Source organism: Burkholderia sp. Ac-20345 (genome assembly GCF_017104825.1).
Classification (GTDB): Bacteria; Pseudomonadota; Gammaproteobacteria; order Burkholderiales; family Burkholderiaceae; genus Burkholderia; species Burkholderia lata_B.
The window spans coordinates 16,943-36,290 of sequence record NZ_JAAGPO010000099.1 but is presented as its reverse complement, the minus strand read 5'-3'; the positions used below and the strand labels follow the sequence as shown (position 1 = coordinate 36,290).

12 protein-coding genes and 1 pseudogene are annotated in these 19,348 nt (G+C 66.3%); 6 read left to right on the top strand and 7 right to left on the bottom strand.

Features of this window, described 5'->3' with window-relative positions:
• From G3O06_RS49275 to G3O06_RS29130, 3 genes and pseudogenes are all read right to left on the bottom strand, one after another.
• Positions 1-139: pseudogene (locus tag G3O06_RS49275) on the bottom strand (phosphate acetyltransferase); the annotation flags it as partial.
• A gap of 79 nt (positions 140-218) precedes the next feature.
• Positions 219-2,036, bottom strand: a complete 1,818-nt coding sequence (xsc, locus tag G3O06_RS29135; protein WP_124577446.1) for a sulfoacetaldehyde acetyltransferase — start codon at positions 2,034-2,036, stop codon at positions 219-221.
• Positions 2,037-2,197: 161 nt separating this feature from the next.
• Positions 2,198-2,596 (bottom strand): nuclear transport factor 2 family protein, encoded by a 399-nt coding sequence (locus G3O06_RS29130; protein WP_205818309.1) that lies wholly within the window; start codon positions 2,594-2,596, stop codon positions 2,198-2,200.
• A gap of 794 nt (positions 2,597-3,390) precedes the next feature.
• On the opposite strand from G3O06_RS29130, the gene G3O06_RS29125 reads away from it, so the two are divergent.
• Positions 3,391-4,098, top strand: coding sequence for a hypothetical protein (locus tag G3O06_RS29125; RefSeq protein ID WP_241020300.1), 708 nt, complete (start codon positions 3,391-3,393; stop codon positions 4,096-4,098).
• A 278-nt stretch (positions 4,099-4,376) separates the two neighbouring features.
• Here the strand turns inward: G3O06_RS29125 and G3O06_RS29120 are convergent, their stop codons facing one another.
• Positions 4,377-7,262, bottom strand: coding sequence for a GH92 family glycosyl hydrolase (locus G3O06_RS29120; RefSeq protein ID WP_241020299.1), 2,886 nt, complete (start codon positions 7,260-7,262; stop codon positions 4,377-4,379).
• A gap of 470 nt (positions 7,263-7,732) precedes the next feature.
• Positions 7,733-9,259 carry a PLP-dependent aminotransferase family protein gene (locus G3O06_RS29115; RefSeq protein ID WP_205818308.1) on the bottom strand — a complete coding sequence of 509 codons (1,527 nt, stop codon included), beginning with the start codon at positions 9,257-9,259 and terminating at the stop codon, positions 7,733-7,735.
• Between the two features lie 271 nt (positions 9,260-9,530).
• On the opposite strand from G3O06_RS29115, the gene G3O06_RS29110 reads away from it, so the two are divergent.
• Both G3O06_RS29110 and phnY read left to right on the top strand, forming a co-directional pair.
• A complete protein-coding gene (locus tag G3O06_RS29110) occupies positions 9,531-9,872 on the top strand; it encodes a GNAT family N-acetyltransferase (protein WP_205818307.1) in 342 nt (113 codons plus the stop codon).
• A 44-nt stretch (positions 9,873-9,916) separates the two neighbouring features.
• Complete coding sequence (gene phnY, locus G3O06_RS29105) at positions 9,917-11,371, top strand: phosphonoacetaldehyde dehydrogenase (protein ID WP_205818306.1); 1,455 nt, start codon at positions 9,917-9,919, stop codon at positions 11,369-11,371.
• Positions 11,372-11,416: 45 nt separating this feature from the next.
• Here phnY and G3O06_RS29100 read toward each other — a convergent pair whose 3' ends face one another.
• Positions 11,417-13,657, bottom strand: a complete 2,241-nt coding sequence (locus G3O06_RS29100; RefSeq protein ID WP_205818305.1) for a TonB-dependent receptor — start codon at positions 13,655-13,657, stop codon at positions 11,417-11,419.
• Between the two features lie 323 nt (positions 13,658-13,980).
• On the opposite strand from G3O06_RS29100, the gene G3O06_RS29095 reads away from it, so the two are divergent.
• Complete coding sequence (locus G3O06_RS29095; RefSeq protein WP_205818304.1) at positions 13,981-15,045, top strand: asparaginase; 1,065 nt, start codon at positions 13,981-13,983, stop codon at positions 15,043-15,045.
• 101 nt (positions 15,046-15,146) lie between these two features.
• Here G3O06_RS29095 and G3O06_RS29090 read toward each other — a convergent pair whose 3' ends face one another.
• Positions 15,147-16,121, bottom strand: coding sequence for a LysR family transcriptional regulator (locus G3O06_RS29090; RefSeq protein ID WP_205818303.1), 975 nt, complete (start codon positions 16,119-16,121; stop codon positions 15,147-15,149).
• 141 nt (positions 16,122-16,262) lie between these two features.
• Here G3O06_RS29090 and G3O06_RS29085 point away from each other — a divergent pair, with 141 nt between their 5' ends.
• Positions 16,263-17,669 (top strand): aspartate ammonia-lyase, encoded by a 1,407-nt coding sequence (locus G3O06_RS29085; protein ID WP_205818302.1) that lies wholly within the window; start codon positions 16,263-16,265, stop codon positions 17,667-17,669.
• 107 nt (positions 17,670-17,776) lie between these two features.
• Complete coding sequence (locus G3O06_RS29080; protein ID WP_205818301.1) at positions 17,777-19,288, top strand: amino acid permease; 1,512 nt, start codon at positions 17,777-17,779, stop codon at positions 19,286-19,288.
• Positions 19,289-19,348: the final 60 nt, after the last annotated feature.

Below are 19,348 nucleotides of genomic sequence, written 5' to 3'. Positions count from 1 at the left end.
CCTGCAGCACGCGCGGATCGTCGGCTTCGCACAGCGCGATGCGCATCGGCTGGCGGCGCGCGGATTCGAGAATGCGGTCGAGGGCTTTCATCGTTCGCTCGGGTAAGGAATAAAAACGGCCGGATGCGGCGGCCCGCACGGGGCACGGCGTCCGGCCGGAGGGCCGACCGCGCGAGAGGGGCGCGCGACCGGCAACGGGGTGCGTCAGCGACGCGGCGTTACACGTAGTCCTTGTACTTGTCGAGCATGCGCACCGGCTTCGACAGCGCATCGCGACGGAACGGGTCGCCGAGTTCGCGCGTGCACATGATCTCGATGATCGTCGTCTTGCCTTCGTTCATCTGCATGTCGATCGCGCGCTTGAGCGCCGGGCCCACATCTTCGAGGCGGTCGACCGTGATCCCTTCGGCGCCCATCGCACGCGCAATCGCCGCGAAGCTCTGGTTGTCGAGTTCGCCGGCGACGAAGCGGCGGTTGTAGAAGTCGACCTGGTTTTTCTTCTCCGCGCCCCACTGGCGGTTGTGGAACACGACGGCCGTGACCGGGATGTTGTGGCGCACGCAGGTCATCGTTTCCATCAGGCTCATGCCCCACGCGCCGTCGCCCGCATACGACACGGCCGGGCGGTGCGGTGCCGCGACCTTCGCGCCGATGATCGTCGGGAACGCATAGCCGCAGTTGCCCCAGCTCATCGCCGCGAAGAAGCTGCGCGGCTTGTTGAAGCGCAGGTAGCTGTTCGCGACCGAGTTGATGTTGCCGATGTCGGTCGACACCATCACGTCCTCGGGCATCGCCTTCTCGAGTTCGCGCAGCACCTGGCGCGGATGCAGGTACTGGCCGCCGCTGAACGGCTTCTCGTGCTTCTGCTCGTCGATCATGTCGAGGCTGTATGCGTCGCGCTCGTGCGTCCAGTCGTCGAGTTCCTTCTCCCACGCGGCCTTCTCGGTCGCGATCTGGTCGGCGCGATCGCCGCGCGAGCCGTCGCACGCGAGCGTGCGGCCTTCGAGGCGTTGCGTGAGCGCGATCGCCGCGGCCTTCGCGTCGCCGCAGATGCCGACCGAGATCTTCTTCACGAGGCCGAGCATCTTGTGGTCCGCGTCGATCTGGATGATCTTCGCGTCCTTCGGCCAGTAGTCCATCCCGTGCTGCGGCAGCGTGCCGAACGGCCCGAGGCGCGAGCCGAGCGCGATCACGACGTCCGCGCGCGACAGCAGCTTCATCGCGGCCTTCGAGCCCTGGTAGCCGAGCGGGCCGCACCACAGCGGGTGATTCGCCGGGAACGAGTCGTTGTGCAGGTAGCTGTTGACGACCGGTGCGCCGAGCCGTTCGGCGAGCGCCTTGCATTCCTCGATCGCGTCGGCCATCACGACGCCGCCGCCCGAGATGATCACCGGGAATTTCGCCTGCGCGATCAGTGCGGCCGCGTCGTCCAGGCTCTGTTCGCCGCCGGCGCCGCGATCGAGCCGGCGCGGTTGCGGAATCTCGACCTTGACCTTGCCGTAGAAGTAGTCGCGCGGAATGTTCAGTTGCGTCGGGCCCATCTCGGCCTGCGCGCGGTCGAAGCAGCGCGCGGTGAATTCGGCCATCCGCGCCGGGTGCGTGACGTGGCCCTGGTATTTCGTGAATTCCTGGAACATCGGCAGCTGGTTCGCTTCCTGGAAGCCGCCGAGGCCGATACCCATCGTGCCGGCTTCCGGCGTGACGATCACGACCGGGCTGTGCGCCCAGTACGCGGCCGCGATCGCCGTCACGCAGTTGCTGATGCCGGGGCCGTTCTGGCCGATCACGACGCCGTGGCGGCCCGACACGCGCGCATAGCCGTCGGCCATGTGGCCGGCACCCTGTTCGTGCACCACCGGGATCAGGCGGATGCCGGCCGGCGCGAAGATGTCCATCGCATCCATGAACGCGGAGCCCATGATGCCGAACATGTCGGTCACGCCGTTGGCCGCGAGGGTCTCGACGAAGGCTTCGGACGGCGTCATGTCCTGCGGACCGTTGGCCGATGCACGCAGGGAAGTGGATTGTTCGCTCATGGGTTGTCTCCGATTGTTTAATTAACGGAACGTCTTGTTCCAGATGCTATTTGCTGGGGAAGGCCGGTCAAGTCATTCCGCCCGCTGCCGGGGAATGTGGAATGAAATGAAATGATTCGTTTCAAAATGCGCGCGGGGCAGGGTGGCCCCGGGTGGTGCACTCAGTCCGGTTGCTTCGGCCGTTCCTTGCGGAAAGCGCGCTTGACGGCGATCAGCCCGTCACGGAATTCGAACAGGTCGCAGCCTTCGGCCTCGATGCGCCAGCCTTCGGCGTGCGTGCCCGTGAACACCCACTCGGAGACGCCGCGTTCGCCGGCGACGTAATGGCGGCCGCGACCCCAGTGCGCGTCGGGGAAGGTCTTGAACACGGCTTCGAACGCGGCGCGTACCGCGTCGCGGCCGACGAAGCGCGTGCCGTGGATGTCGGGGCCACCGGCCGCGTCGAATACGCAGTCCTCGGTCATGAAGCCCATCAGCGCGTTGGCGTCGTGACGGTTGAATGCGTCGGAAAATGCCGCGAGCGTGGCGGCCGTGACGGGGCCGGTGAGCGTGTCTGCCATAACGTGTCTCCTGTCGAATGGTGGGCGGTGCGCAAGGCGCTGGCGCGCATGCGGTATCGACACGTTAGTGAGCGCTCGTTTTTGGCGGTAGCGCCAGTCGGGAGGTTTCGCTTGGGCCAGCGCCGGACGAGTGGCGGGTGGGCGGCGCGGGATGTGCTCAGTCACGGTCTATAACGGTTTTCCGATTGCCGATGCGCATCCACGGCGCAGGACGATTGCTTGTCAGGCGAATCAGTTTTTTGGGACGTGTATCAATTGGTTCGATTGGAATGACGCGGGGCGCCCGACAAATCGCAAGTCGGCGTTTCACAGTCGGAGAAATTCGAAATCAAACGCTCGCCCTTGCGGGGTGAGGCGCGGGGGATGTTCTGATTCGCAAGCGCTTTCGTTGGTTAGTGTGCTGTTCGGCCGAGCGGCCATTGCTCGCTTTCCACCCGGCGCGATCACACAGGCGTTCGACCATTGCAACCGACGATGCGCCCGTGGATCGACGGTTGATCCACGAGGCTGCGTCGAAACAACCCATACCCCGACTTCATCCGAGATACCCACCATGATGCGACGAGCGGACACGGCGATCCTTGAGCAACAGGCAACCTCATCGCGAGGATCGATCAGGCAACGTGCTGCGGGAGGCGTGAGCGCCGCAGCGGAATGCGCCGGACATGTGGGCACGGAAGGCGCGCAACCGCTGCAGCGTTCGGGCGGGGAACGACGCGATGGGGAGTCGAACTACCGATGCCGGAACAACGACGAACACCACCGAAGGATCACCGGGTCTGGTGGACGTTGACATGCGACCGATCTGCGAAAACATGACTCACCTGGCGTTCCGCATCATGTTCGCGAAGGCGCAGGTGTTGGCCATCGGCCTGCTGGCGGCGCGTATTGCTTCCCTGAAAGGCTGGCCGCAGTCCGAGAAGGGCCGTGTGCTCAAGTGGTTCGGTCGCGACGACGAGCAGACGCGCACACGGCTTCTGGCCGGCTTGACGAAAGTGCAGGAGGTCGTCCGTTCGTTCAACGAGCACAACGTTGTTCGCACCGGCAGCGCTGCCGGTGCGTCGACGGCATGCAACAGCGATCCGCCTGGAACCGATCAGGGAGCCGCGCACATGTGTGCCACGGACACCGCAATGCACATGCCGTTCATCGGGACGCGGTTTTGCACGATGCGCCCGTGGTCCGCGCACGCCGATTCGCAGGTGTCCGTGATCATCCACGAAGCAAGCCGAGTCCTCGATACCAGGACGGCAACCGGCAAGCCGTGCAACATCACACGGTTCCTTCCCGCATGGGGGCGGTTACATCCCGATCTGGCGATCGACAATGCCGCGAGCATCGCGGGATATGTCGTCGATGACGAAGCCATTCCGGACGGTCGTCGTGTTCGCCTGCCCGGTGCCGGGATCGACCCAGGCCCAAGGCGCGTGGGGGGCGGTGTGGAGCCGGATTACCCGGACCACGGTTGCACGAATCCGCGCCCGGCGCGTGACACGCCTTGACGTGACATGACCCCGTGACACGAGGCCCGCACGATGGCGGGCCTCGTTCATTTCCCGGGACTCCGAGTCCGCGCACAGCCAAACGTCCGCACGCGCGGCGCGAACGTTTTCGACAGGCTGCCGACGTAGATCACACGGTCTGCCGTATCAAGGCTCTCCAGTGCCGGATGCGGCGTGCCGGAGAAGGTGTTCTCGCTCCGGGGGCCGCGCGGAAGCGGTGCCGGCCGGCGAGGGGATACATCGGAACGCCCGATGTATCCCCGTCGGTCATGGCGGCGTCAGGACGCCGCCATGCCGATGCCGAACACGTGCATCTTGCCGGCGCTCACCTGGCGCGGCAGCACGATGCTCGTCACCACCTTGCCGGGCGGCACGGGAATCTTCTGCGCGAAGATGTAGGTCTTGACGTTGTCCTGCTGGCCGCTGCCCGAGTTGCGGTAAGCCATCGTGACGGCGATTGCCGCGCTGGCATGCGCGCTGCCGCCGTTCAGGGTCCAGTCGTCGAAGGCCAGCGTGACAGCCTGACTCGAGCCGTCCGCGAAATTCAGCTGTGCCGTGCCGCTGCTCGGGCCATTGTTGGACGAGCCGAGCACCACCACGCCGGTGCCGGCCGATCCCGGCGGCAGCATCACGGTCTGGCCGACGGTCACGGTATTGTCGAGCGACAGCGGCCCGCCCGCCACCGCCACGCTGGCGCCGGCCACCGCGAACGGCTTGCCGGGCTGCACGCCCGCTGCTGCCAGCGCATTCAGCGAGTAGCTGAACAGGCTGCCGTCGAAGTCCGCGCCCTGACCGTCGGCATTGGTCGCGCCGTCCGCGCTGAAGCCGCGATTGTTGTAGCTGTCGGCCGCGTTGATCGCCACCGGTACGCCGAACGAAGGCGGCTGCTTCCGGCTGCCCCATTGCGACGGCGCGCTGCCCATCGCGAAGTGCAGCGTCGCGCCGTTCGCGATGTCGTCGTAGGCGACCCACGGTACATCGTGGGCGCGACCGTTGATCGACAGCGACTGCACATAGCTGGACGCGGGCGCGCCCTCGGCGCGAATCCGCCACGTGCGGCCGTTGCCGAGCCGTACGTCGATCTGCGGGAACTGCGGGCTGCCGATCGCCAGGCCCGCCACGCCGGGGATCTGCGGATACAGGCCCAGCGCGCCCCAGACATACCAGCCCGACACGGCGCCGAGGTCGTCGTTGCCCGGCAGGCCGTCGGGGCCGGTGCCGAACGCGCTGCCCAGGATCTGCTGCACCACGCGCTGCGTGCCCGACGGCTGCCCGGCCCAGTTGTAGAGCCAGGGCACCTCGAAGGTCGGCTCGTTGCCCATGTAGAAGTTGGGCAGGCTCAGGCCGGCATTGAGCACCGTGAAGAACTGGTCGAGCCGCGACGTCACCGCCGCATTGCCGCCGAGTTGGGCGAACAGGCCGGCGCCGTCGTACGGCACCATCCACGTGTACTGTTCGGCATTGCCTTCCACATAGTTGTCGCCGCTGCTTGGTGTCTCGGGAATCCACGCGCCGTTCGACTGGCGCGCCGCGATCAGCGGCGGCGTCAGCGCGCCGTTGAGCAGGTTCTGCCAGTAGGCCGAGCGGCTCAGCAGCATGCGCTGCGTGACGGTATCGCCGAGTGCGCCGGCGAAGCGCGAGATCGCGAAATCGCTGCCCGTGTATTCGAGCGTGGACGAAGCCTGCCCCCACTCGCCGCCGGTGATGTAGCCGGTCTGCAGGTAGCTCGCGCGACCGCCGTTGGTGGTCACGTTGTTGCAGGCCGTGCCGGGGATGTTCGCCATCTTCACCATGTGCTGCAGGGCGGACCGCGTATCGAAGCGCCGCGCGCCGAACGCATAGGCATTCGAGACGATCAGCGAACCGGCGTCGCCCGGCATCACGCCGTCCTCGACATTGTCGTTGACCCAGTGCGGAATCGCGCCGCACTGATCCGCGTCGTTGATCAGCGACTGGATCATGTCGCTGGTTTCGGACGGGTTGAGGATCGACTTCAGCTGGATCAGCGAGCGGTAGATGTCCCAGCCCGAGAACGACGAATACTGCGCGAGCTGGCCCTTGGCGACCTGATGCACGGTATTGTCGAAGCCGATGTACTGGCCGTTCACGTCGCTGAAGATGCTCGGTGCCCACAGCGCGTGATAGAGCGCCGTATAGAATTTTTTCTTCGCGTCGAGCGTGCCGCCCGCCACGCGGATGCCGTTGAGACGGTTATTCCAGATGCGGTCGGCCTGCGTTCGTACGCCCGCGAAATCCCAGCCGCGATTTTCCGCGTCGAGGTTGGCTTTCGCGTTCGCGACGCTGACGTAGGAGATGCCGATCTTCATCCTGACCGTCTGGCCCGAGCGGAAGCCAAGCTGGGCCACGCCGTGCGAAATCGAGGCCGACGCGAAGGCCTGGTCGAAGGCGGCGTAGAAGTAGACGGGTACCGGCACCGAGTTGCCGCAGAAGCCGCCGCCGACCGTGCTGCCCGAGATCGCGCGGTCGGAAACCTGCGTAATGGCGCCGGTGGTCGAGGTCTTGGTGTTGGTGCGGGTCGCGTCGAGTACCAGCAGGGCAGGCTTGCCGGCCGGGTACGCGAACTGGCCGAAGCCGGTGCGCAGGGTGGCGGTCAGTTCCACCTTGATCTGCGAGTCGAGCAGCACGGAATAGTAGCCCGGCCTGGCCGTTTCGTTCGCATGACTGAAGGTCGGCGCGAGCTGCGTCGGGTCGGTGGTCGGCATGACCGGGAATTCGCCGTTGTTGCCGCTGCAGCCGGCGCCCGGCATGTGCGTCATGCTGAAACCCTGGATCGAGTGGATGTCGTAGTAGTAGCCGGCGGGCGAGTTCGGCTCCTGGCTGCTGTTCGGCGCCGGCGTGGTGTTGGTGTCGGGCGCCCACTGCACCATGCCCGACGGCAGGCCGGCGGCCGGTTCGACGCTGCCGGCCTGCCCCGCCGGTACCGGGTTCGGCGAATTGCTCGCGAGCGTGCCGATCAGCGGATCGACGTACTGTGTCAACGACAGGTTGCGGTTGTCATCGAGATTGGTCGTATCGGCCACGGTGTCCGACGGGCGTGCCGCCAATACCGACGCCGCCGCTCCGTCGCTGCCGTCGCCACCTCCGCACCCGCTCAACGCGTACGCCGCGGCCAGGATTGCCGCGAGCGTCGTGAATCGAATCATGATCGCCCCCTCCGGTTGTCCACGCACTTTTTTCGTTGGCAATCCAATCGATCGAACCGTCGGCTCGTTGTCGCTTGTTGCCGTCTTTCAGCGTCGTAACACTAGGATTTGGACGAATCCGTTGTCAATCGGATTTGGAGAGTTGTAATGTTTTTATTGGATTTACTAAACGAATCGAAACGAAAAAAATCCCGACGATTGTGTATTGAAGTCGCACTGTAGCGGTGTGCAAGCGCGAGGTATCCGATGACGCAGCGGACAATGAACTGCCGGTCGAATCGATGCATCCTGCGTTCACGCGTGCCATTCACCGATACCCGGCAAGACGGTCTGCACGCATGCGGCCGTGAGTCACCCCGCAGGGTGAACCCGGCCGATCGTCGAAACGGGTTTCCCGGCCGCCGCGCACGCGATGTTCGCGCTTCCGGGTGAGTGCGCAGTGCCGGCGCACGACGCCTGTTCGCCTCCGGTCAGGGCCCGGGACGTTGAGTGCGCACGCATTGTGCGAGCGCCCGCACACCCGGCTCGATCCGCTCGAGCGGGATCGCGGAGAACCCCATCCGGAAGCAGCGTCGCGCGTCGCCTTCATCGTTCATGAAGAACACGCTGCCCGGCTCGATCAGGATGCCGGCTTCCTGCGCATCGGTTGCGAGGCGCGTCGCATCGAGCCACGGCGGGCCCTCGACCCAGCACGACGCGCCGCCCGTCACCGGCACGTAGCGCGCTTCCGGCAAATGCGCGTCGAGCGCGGCCATCAGCGCCTGCGAGCGCTCGCTGTACGCATGCGCGAGCCGGCGCAGCAACGCGTCGTGATGGCCGAGCGCGAGAAAGGTCGCGAACGCGCGCTGGATGTACGCAACCGGGTGGCGCACCATCAGCCGCCGCAGTGCGCGCAGCTCGCGGATCAGCTCGCGCGGGCCGACCACGTAGCCGAGCCGCAGCCCCGGCGCGAACGTCTTCGACAGGCTGCCGACGTAGATCACGCGGTCGGCCGTGTCGAGGCTCTTCAGTGCCGGATGCGGCGTGCCGGAGAACGTGTTCTCGCTCTCGTAGTCGTCCTCGATGATCACGAAGTCATGCTGCTGCGCGCAATCGAGCAGCGCGCGGCGGCGTTCGACCGGCATCGTCGCGGTGGTCGGGCACTGGTGGCTCGGGGTCACGTACACGTAGTCGCAGCGCGAGAGCGTGTCGCCGAGTGCGTCGGGTGCGATCCCGTGGCCGTCGACGGGCAGCGGCAGCAGCCGCGCGTTGCGGTTCTCGAAGATGTTGCGTGCGTCCGGATAGCCGGGGTTCTCGAAGCCGACCGTCGTGTGCTTGCCGCACAGCAGATCGGCGATCAGGTACAGCGCCTGCTGGCAGCCGTTCGTGACGACGATCTCGTCGGGCATCGCGAACACGCCACGCCGCGGCAGCACGCGCGTGCGGATCTGCTGGATCAGCGATTCGTCGTCGCGCTCGATCAGGTCGGGCGCCCAGTTGCGGATCTCCATCACCGACAGCGCCTTCAGGCAGCATTCGCGCCAGTCGTTGGTCGGAAACAGCGACTGGTCGAATTGCCCGTAGATGAACGGAAATTCGTAGTGCTGCCAGTTCGCGGGCTTCACGATGTTGCGCTGTCTCGACGGTGGATGCGCGATGCGCTTGTCCCATGCGGGGCGGCCGGGCGTTTCGTCGCTGCCGCCGGGCTGCGCGGCGGGCTTGGCGGCCGCGAAGCCGGGCAGGCCCTCGAGCATCTTCGGGTTCACGAAGTGCCCGCTGCGTTCGCGCGAGATCAGGTAGCCCTCTTCGACGAGCATCTGGTACGCGAGCACGACGGTGTTGCGCGCGACACCGAGCTGGTCGGCGAGCTCGCGGCTCGACGGCAGCGCGGCATCGGGCGCGAGCTGGCCGTCGAGGATCGCGGCCACGAGCATCCGCCGGATCTGGTCCTGCAGGCTCGACGCCGACGACCGCCGGAACTGCTGGGCCCATAAGGCGGTCGGGGTACGACTCGGCATGCTTCCTCCTGTGATCGGTACGGGAAACGCGAGGCGGTGCGCGTGGTGCGCGCGCGTCCCGCGAGGGGCGCGGTGTCGCGAGAATACGCGCGTTGCGCCGCGGATGTGGACTCAATGAAATGTGTCGTCTGGCACTACTGCGCGCCGACGTGGCAAGACGATACTCAAACCGTCGCCCCTGGACGATCCGGATAAGTCCCCGGTTCGCGGGCGCAGGGAGGCGTGCGCGCATCACGTTCGCCTGCAGCGTGATGCAAAGGAGAGGGATGCCATGCAGGTGGTCGTGTTCAGGGATCGCTGCGAGCGCGTGATCCGCATCGAGTTCGACGACGTGCGTGCGACGGCAGTTGCGTATCGCGACGACGAGGCGATCGGAGAACTCGGCATCGACGACGACGGTCGTGGTGCGGTGCGATCGCCGTCGCTCACGCGGCTGTACGTCGAACCCGCGTATCGGCGCAGCGGCATCGCGCACACGCTGCTGGCGTGCGTGTCGCGCGAATTCGGGCGACCGATCCGCATCGACGCCCGCGCACGTGAATGGCCCGATACGCCGGCATGGGCGACGCTGTGCCGCTGCCTCGAATACGAAGGGCTGGTGGTGGTGCGGTAACCGAAAGCGTGACCATGATCATGCTGCACAAAGACGGAGACGACATGAGCACGGTCCTGAAGCCGATTCCCGCATCCGACGTGCGGCACGAAGCGTTGCGCATCGACGGGCAGCGCGTGTGGCGCGACGCCGTCATCGACGTGCGCAACCCGTACGACGGCTCGCTGGTCGGCACCGTGCCGAAGGCGACGCTGGACGACGTGCGGCGCGCGTTCGCGGTCGCGCGTGCTTACCGGCCTGTGCTCACGCGCCACGATCGTGCGGCGATCCTGAGACGCGCGGCCGATATCGTGCGATCGCGTACGGCGGAGATCGCGGGGCTGATCACGGCCGAGTCCGGGCTGTGCCTCAAGGATTCGACATACGAAGCGGGCCGCGTGGCCGACGTGCTGATGTTCGGCGCCGGTGAAGTGCTGCAGGACGACGGGCAGATCTTCTCGTGCGACCTGACCCCGCACGGCAAGCAGCGCCGCGTGTACACGCAGCGCGATCCGCTGCTCGGCGTGATTTCGGCGATCACGCCGTTCAACCACCCGATGAACCAGGTCGCGCACAAGATCGTGCCGTCGGTGGCCACCAATAACCGGATGGTCGTGAAACCGTCGGAGAAGGTGCCACTGTCGTGTTACCTGTTCGCGGACATCCTGTACGAAGCCGGCCTGCCGCCGCAGATGCTGCAGGTGATTACCGGCGACCCGAGTGAAATTGCCGACGAACTGATCACGAACCCGGCGATCGATCTCATCACGTTCACCGGCGGTGTATCGATCGGCAAGTCGATCGCGTCGCGGATGGGCTATCGGCGCGCGGTGCTCGAACTCGGCGGCAACGATCCGATCATCGTGATGGAAGATGCCGATCTCGACGAAGCGAGCACGCTTGCGGTGTCGGGTTCGTACAAGAACTCGGGACAGCGTTGCACGGCGATCAAGCGGATGCTCGTGCACGAGTCGGTGGCCGATCGCTTCACCGAACTGGTGATCGAGAAGACGCGCGCGTGGTCGTACGGCAATCCGTCCGATCCGTCGGTCGACATGGGCACGGTGATCGACGAGGCGGCCGCGAAGTTCTGCGAGCAGCAGGTGAACGACGCGATCGCGCGTGGTGCGCGGCTCTTGATCGGCAACGTCCGCAACAGCGCGCTGTATTCGCCGACGGTGATCGATCGCGTGACGCCCGACATGCCGCTCGTGAAATACGAAACCTTCGGCCCCGTGTCGCCGATCATGCGCTTCCGCGACATCGACGAGGCGATCCGGATGTCGAACAGCACCGACTATGCGTTGTCGTCGTCGGTCTGCACGAACCGCTTCGACACCATCACGCGCTTCATCACCGAGCTGGAAGTCGGCAGCGTGAACGTGCGCGAAGTGCCGGGCTACCGTCTCGAACTGACACCGTTCGGCGGTGTGAAGGATTCGGGGCTCGGGTACAAGGAAGGCGTGCAGGAAGCGATGAAGAGCTTCACGAACGTGAAGACGTACTCGCTGCCGTGGTGAGCGCGGCGGGGAAGGGCATATTGAGCCCTCCCGCCGCCATCGGCGTTACTGATAGAAGTTGAGCGTGACCATCGCCGAACGGCCCGGCGCCCACGTCGCGTAGATCGGATACGCGCTCGAGTAATACTTCTTGTCGAACAGATTCTGCACGTTGAGCTGCACGTCCATCGTCTTGTTCACGCGCCACGTCGCGGCCGCGTCGAAGCGCGCGTAGCCGGGCGTCCACTTCTTGGTCGTCGCGGATACCGACGCATAGGTCTGGCTCATCACCGTCGCACCGGCGCCGAGCGTGAGCTTCGGCATCACGTCGTAGCTCGTCCACAGCGTGAAGTTGTGCTTCGGCACCATCACCATCGGCAGGCCCGATGCGCCCGGGCTGCCGGGGCCCGCGTCGGTCGTGATCGCGTTCAGGTACGAGTAGCCGCCGAACACGTGCCACTTCGGGCTCAGGTTGCCCGCGAAGCCGAATTCGACGCCGCGCACGCGCTGCTTGCCCGCGTTGACCGTGTGACCGAGGCCGTCGCTCACGCGGGCGTTGGTCTTCTCGGTCTGGAACAGCGCCGACGTCAGCGACAGCTGGTCCTGCAGCACGTCCCACTTCGCGCCGATCTCGATGTTGCGCGAGCGCTCCGGCGCGAGATCCTGGTTCGTCGCGGTGATCTGGTCGGTGCCGCCGCCGAGGCCGCCGTTCGAGCCCGGCGGGTTCGACGACGTGCCGTACGACGCATACAGGCTCACGTTGCTCACCGGCTTGAACACGAGGCCGAACTGGTAGCTGAACAGGTTCGACGTGTTCGACAGGTCGGCGACGCCGGCCTGCTTGCCGGTCGTGTCGTAGCGGTCGAAGCGCAGCCCCGTGTTGAACTGCCAGCGCTCGGACAGCTTCACGGTATCGAAGATGTACGCCGACGCGGTGGTCGTGCGCGTATTCGTTGTCGCGCCCGGGAAGCTCTTGTCACCGTTCAGCACGATGTTGCCGGTCCACGGCATGTTCGGGTTCCAGCCGCCCGCGAGCGGCGTGCAGTTCCCCGGCACCGAGCACGGGCCGCCCGAGCGGATGTTGTTGCCCTTCGCGTCGGTCACGAGGTAACCCTCGTAACGATTCTGCTCGAGGCTGAATTCGACGCCGGCCGTCATCGTGTGCTGCATGCCGAACAGGCTCGCGCGGCCGGTCACTTCGGTCTGGTTCGCGATGCCGTTCGTCGCGTACTTGCCGCTCTTTGCCTGCAGGCTCAGCATGTTCGGGTTCGACGCGAGGATCTGCGGGTTCGTCGCGACGTAATCGAGCGTCGAGCGGCCGAACATCGTCGTGTTCTTCAGCTTCCAGTCGTCGTTGATCTTGTGCTCGACGCGCACTTCGGCGGTGTCGGTCTGCCCGTAGCGGTAGTCGCGCGTGTTCAGCCCGAAGAACTGTCCGCGATCGGTCGGCACCGGCGTGCCGCCCGACGCGCGGAACGGCACGCTGAAGTCCGGCATGTCGTACGAGTTCATGTGGTAGTAGCTGACCGTGACCGTGGTCGGCGTATTCAGCCCGAACACGATCGACGGCGCGACGCCCCAGCGCTTGTTGTACACGTCGTTGCGGCCCGCCTGGTTCGCGTCGTGACCCATCACGTTCAGGCGCACGGCCGTCGTGTCGTTGATCTTGCGGTTCGCGTCGACCGTCGCGCGCTTGTAGCCGTCGGTGCCGAAGCCGATGCTGCTGTTGATGAAGTTGTCGTTCTTCGGCGTCTTCGTGACGATGTCGATGCTGCCGCCCACCGAGCCGCGGCCCGCGTAGACCGAATCGGGGCCCTTGATCACGCTGATCTGCTCGACCGCGAACGTTTCGCGGTTCTGCAGCCCCGAGTCGCGCATCCCGTCGACAAAGATCGAGTTGCGCGATTCGAAGCCGCGGATCACCGGGCGGTCGGCCGACGGGTTCGCGGCCGCATCGCCGCCGAGGAACGTGATGCCAGGTACCGAGCGCAGCGCGTCCGCGAACGACGTGACGTTCTTTTCCTTGATCAGTTGCTCGGGGATCACCGTGACCGAGCGCGGCGTGTCGAGCAGCGGCGCGGTGAACTTGTACGACGGCGAGCGCTTCACCTGCATGTCCGACGGCGCGGTCGACTTGACGTTGATCGTCGGCAGCGTCGCCTGCACGTCGGTGGAAGAGGCCGGCTGGTCGGCGGCGGGAGCCGAAGCAGGAGCGGTTTCGGCGGAAGCGAGCAGCGGCGTCAGGAAAACGGAGCAGGTCAGCGCCGACACGAGGGCGCGAGGCCTCGTCTTGAACTGGGCGGGCATATCGAGAGGCAGCAGAAGGTTCGGTGAGCGGGTGCGTCTTCTCGATGGCGGCCGGGCAGCCCGGCGCATCGGAAAACGTCAATGTAAATGCGTATGATTCGCGTTTGCGGTCGCAATTGTACGGATTAGTATCAATTCTGTAAACGATTGAATGGTTTTTGTACTAATTCGGTCAGGCTTTCGTGGGGGCGGGATTGCCTTTGCGCGGTGTGCAACACGGCTTTCCATCGCCCGGCCGGCGCGTGGCGGCGACGACTCGATACACTGCCGTACCGGTTGGACGGGCCCCGGCAAGCAGGCCCCGAGCATGGAGACAACACACGATGGACACCCAACGCGCAGCAGTCGTCACGTACCGAGGCGATGCGATCGAGAACACGCACGTCGCCCATGTGGCGGTGGTCGATGCACGCGGCCGGCTGCTGGCCCGGTTCGGCGATCCGTTCCGGATGACGCTTGCGCGCTCGGCGGCCAAGCCGGCCCAGGCGCTGTCGGTGATCGAGACGGGCGCGCCCGAACGCTTCGGCTTCGACGATGCGGACATCGCGCTGATGTGCGCGTCGCACAGCAGCGAAGACCGGCACATCGAGCGCACGCGCGCGATGCTCGCCAAGGTCGCCGCGCACGAATCGGACTTGCGTTGCGGCGGCCATCCGCCGTTGTCCGACGCGGTGTACCGCGCGTGGATCAAGCGCGACTACACGCCGACCGGCGTGTGCAGCAACTGTTCGGGCAAACATGTCGGGATGCTGGCCGGCGCGCGGGCGATCGGCGCCGCGATCGCCGATTACCATCTGGCCGAGCATCCGATGCAGGTGCGCGTGAAGCACGTGGTGGCCGATGCGTGCGGGCTGCGCGACGACGAAGTGGGCTGGGCGATCGACGGCTGCAACCTGCCGACGCCGGCATTTTCGCTGGATCGGCTCGCGCGTCTCTACGCATCGCTGGCCGACGGTGCGGATACGGTGGAGGCGGGCGGTGGCGCAATCACCGATCGCGTCCGCGCGCTGGCGCGCATTCATCGTGCGATGACCGCCTACCCGGAGCTGGTTGCCGGCGAAGGGCGCTATTGCACGGTGCTGATGAACGCATTCGACGGGCAGGTGGTCGGCAAGCTCGGCGCCGATGCGTGCTACGGAGTCGGCGTGCGTGCGTCGGCGCGCACGCGGGAGCTGGGCGCCGATGGCGCGCTCGGCATTTCGGTGAAGATCGAGGACGGCAATCTCGACGTGCTCTACATGGTCGTCAGCGAACTCCTCGAGCGGCTGCAGATCGGCACGGCCGCGCAGCGCGCGCAACTGGCCGGCTTCCATCGGCCGCCGATGCTCAACACGCAGGGCGTCGAGATCGGGCACGCCACGTTCCCGTTCGAATTGCAGCCGGGCTGAACGGCGCGCAAGCGTTGACGCCGCCGGCCCGTGACCCGGGCCGTGCGCAGCGGCTCGTGCCTGCCTGCCGGCCGGCGCGAGCGTGAAGGCGGGCGCGGGCGCTACGCGCTCGAGCCGCGAATCTTCGTCAGCTCCAGCTCCGACAGCTCGCCGATCTGCGCGAGGTGTTCCGCGAGAAAGTCCTTCAGCACGCGCAGCTTCGCCGAGCTGCGCCGGTTCGCCAGATACGCGATGTAGATGTATTCGCCCGTCAGCCGGTTCTGCAGCCGGTAGCGCGGCAGCACGGCTTCGAGCCGGCCGCTCGCGAGCAGGTCGCGCACCAGCCAGATCTCGAACTCGGCGATGCCGAGCCCCGCGCAGGTTGCTTCGAGCAGCAGCTCCGAATGATCGGTGACGAGGTTGCCGGCCGGCAGCAGGCTGTGATGCGCGTCGCCGTTCACGAGATCCCAGCGCGGATCGCCTTCCGGATGCATGTAGCGCAGGCAGTTGTGTTGCTTGAGGTCGTCCGGCGTGGACGGGCGACCGCAGCGGTCGAGATAGCCGGGCGTCGCGCACAGGATGCTGTCGTTGCGCGACAGGCGGTGGACGACGAGGTTGTCCAGGTAGTTCTCGCCTTCGTGAATGTCGAGATCGAAGCCGCCGGCCACGAGGTCGTTGTGGTTGTCGGTGAGCCGCACGTCGAGCTGGATCGTCGGGTAGCGCGCGAGAAACGGTGCGACCAGCGGCGCGAGATGGCGGCGGCCGAAGGCCACCGGCGCGGTGAGCTTGAGCGGGCCACTCGGCTGCGCATTCAGTTCGGCGACGACGCGCAATGTGTCGTCGAGATCGGCGATCAGCGTGACCGCGCGTTCCAGGTAGATATGGCCGGCTTCGGTGAGCGTCACGCTATGCGTGGAGCGGTGCAGCAGCGCGACGCCAAGTGCCTCCTCGATCGCCGTGACCTTGCGCGCGACGGTGGACGTCGACACGTGCATCTCCTTCGCGACCGCCGAAAAACTCCCCGTTTCGACCACTTTCACGAACGCACGCATTGCGCCCATGTGATCGATGCCGGTTTCTCTCGCACCCTTCTTCATTCGATTCTCGCTGTTGCGTCCCACGCAAAACCGCTTTCGATAATACAGAAGCGAGCTTATTTTTGCAAAGGCATAGAATGCGAACCCGTCGCGTCGGGAAGCGGCGAACGACGAGCGGCACGAGACACTCAGGAGGGCACGATGACAGAAAACGGCTTCCGCGTCGAAGCGGATCTTTTAGGTAAACGAAGTATTCCGAACGAGGCCTACTACGGCGTCCATACGCTGCGCGCGAAGGAGAATTTCGACATTTCGGGCCGGACCATTGCGTCGCTGCCATACCTCGTGATGGCGCTCGCCGCCGTGAAGGAGGCCGCGGCCGACGCGAACTGCGAGCTCGGGCTGCTGCCGCAGCCGTACCGCGATGCGATCGCCGCCGCGTGCGTCGAGATCCGCGAAGGGCGCCTGCACGACCAGTTCGTCGTCGACATCATCCAGGGCGGCGCAGGCACGTCGACCAACATGAACGCGAACGAGGTGATCTGCAACCGCGCGCTCGAAATCATGGGTCATGCGCGCGGGCAGTACGAATACCTGCACCCGAACGAGCACGTGAACCTCGCGCAGAGCACCAACGACGTCTATCCGACCGCGATCCGGGTCGCGACCTGCTTCGCGGTCGAGCACCTGCTCGAAGCGATGGCGCGCCTGCGCGATGCGTTCGCGGAGCGGGCCGACGCGTTCGCCGGCTTGCTGAAGCTCGGCCGCACGCAGTTGCAGGATGCGGTGCCGATGACGCTCGGCCAAGAGTTCTCGACCTACGCGGTGATGCTGACGGAAGACATCGCGCGCCTGCAGGAAGCCGGCTGGTTGATTCGCGAGATCAACCTCGGCGCGACCGCGATCGGCACGGGGATCACCGCGCATCCGCAGTACGCGGAGAAGGCGCTCGCAGCACTGCGGCGCATTACCGGGCTCGACTTGAGCACCGCGCCGAACCTGATCGAAGCGACCCAGGATTGCGGCGCGTTCGTGCAGGTCTCGGGCGTGCTCAAGCGGATCGCCGTGAAGCTGTCGAAGATCTGCAACGACCTGCGGCTGCTGTCGAGCGGCCCGCGCGCGGGGTTCGGCGAGATCAACCTGCCGCCGGTGCAGGCCGGCTCGTCGATCATGCCCGGCAAGGTGAATCCGGTGATCCCGGAAGTCGTCAACCAGGTTGCATTCGAAGTGTTCGGCAACGACCTGACCGTGACCTTCGCCGCCGAGGCGGGGCAGCTTCAGCTCAACGCGTTCGAGCCGGTGATCGCCAGCGCGCTGTTCCGCAGCTTCAGCCATCTGACGGCCGCGTGCTCGACGCTCGCGCAGCGTTGCGTGAGCGGGATCACCGCGAATCCCGAGCGGCTGCGCGAAACGATGGAGCGCTCGGTCGCGCTTGCGACCGCGCTGAACCCGTACATCGGCTACAAGCGCGCGACGGCCGTGGCGGCCGAAGCGCACGCGACCGGCAAGTCGATCCGCGAGGTCGTGCTGGAGCGCGAGTGGATGACCGATGCGCAGGTTGAGGAAGCGCTGCAGCCCGAAGCGCTGATCCGTCCGCGCGTGCTTTGACGCCGGCGGCGCGGCACCGGCAGATGCCGCCGGTGGCCCGCGCGCGATAGATCCAGAAGCGCCCCCCGCGCGGGGCGCGACACATCAAGAAACAACGGAGACTCACGATGAACCATAGCAGCGAGCGCCCGGCCGATCCGGCCGGCGGCGCGGATTCCCGTCATGCCGACCCCGAGGCGATGTTCGCGTCGCACGAAGCCGGCTATGCGAAGCAGTTGAAGCCGCGGCACGTGCAGATGATCGCGATGGGCGGCGCGATCGGCACCGGCCTCTTTCTCGGCGCGGGCGGGCGCCTGCAGCACGCGGGGCCGGCGCTCGCGCTCGTGTATCTCGTCTGCGGCGTGTTCGCGTTCCTGATCATGCGCGCGCTCGGCGAGCTGGTGATGCACCGGCCGACCAGCGGCAGCTTCGTGTCGTACGCACGGGAGTTCATGGGCGAGCGCGCGTCGTTCGTCGCGGGCTGGATGTACTACCTGAACTGGGCGACCACCGGCATCGTCGACATCACCGCGGTCGCGATCTACATGAAGTACTGGGCCGTGTTCACGGACGTGCCGCAGTGGGTGTTCGCGCTCGGCGCGCTCGGGATCGTGTCGGTGATGAACATGATCGGCGTGAAGGTGTTCGGCGAGATGGAGTTCTGGTTCTCGCTCGTCAAGGTGGGCACGCTCGCGGTGTTCCTCGCGGTCGGCGCCGTGTTTCTCGCGAGCGGCCATCCGGTCGCGGGCCAGATGCCGGGGCTGCACCTGGTCGCGGATCACGGCGGGATCTTCCCGCACGGCATCCTGCCGGCCGTGCTGATCGTGCAGGGCGTCGTGTTCGCGTACGCGAGCATCGAGCTCGTCGGCGTCGCGGCGGGCGAGACCGCCGATGCGCGCAAGGTCTTGCCGAAAGCCATCAACAGCGTGATGTGGCGCATCGCGCTGTTCTACGTCGGCTCGGTCGTATTGTTGACGATGCTGCTGCCGTGGACGGCGTACAGCGCGCACGAAAGCCCGTTCGTGACGTTCTTCAGCAAGCTCGGCGTGCCGTACGTCGGCACCGTGATGAACGTCGTGGTGCTGACCGCCGCGCTGTCGAGCCTGAACTCGGGCCTCTATTCGACCGGGCGTGTGCTGCGCTCGCTCGCGATGGGCGGATCGGCGCCGCGCTTCGTGTCGCGGATGAACGCACGCGGCGTGCCGTACGGCGGGATCCTGATCACGGTCGCGATCAATGCGATCGGCGTGCCGCTGAACTACATCGTGCCGGCCCAGGCGTTCGAGATCGTGCTGAACATGGCGTCGCTCGGGATCATCACCACGTGGGGCTTCATCGTCATGTGCCAGATCCTGTTCCGTCGCGCGGTCGATCGCGGCGAGCTGAAGGCCGTGTCGTTCCGGATGCCCGGTGCGCCGTTCACGTCGTGGCTCACGCTGGCCTTCCTCGTCGGCGTGCTGGTGCTGATGGCGTTCGACTATCCGGGCGGCACATGGACCATCGCGACGATTCCGCTCGTCGTGCTCGCGCTGGTGGTCGGCTGGAAGCTGGCGAAGCGCGGTGCCGCGCGAGAGCAGGCGGCGGATGCGCTGGCGTCCGCGGGCACACGTGCCGTCGCCGATCCGGCTCGGGGTGCCTGAAGACGGTACACGCCGGGTGCGCCGGGTCGTTCGCGGCCGGCGCCCCGGTGCCTCGGTGCC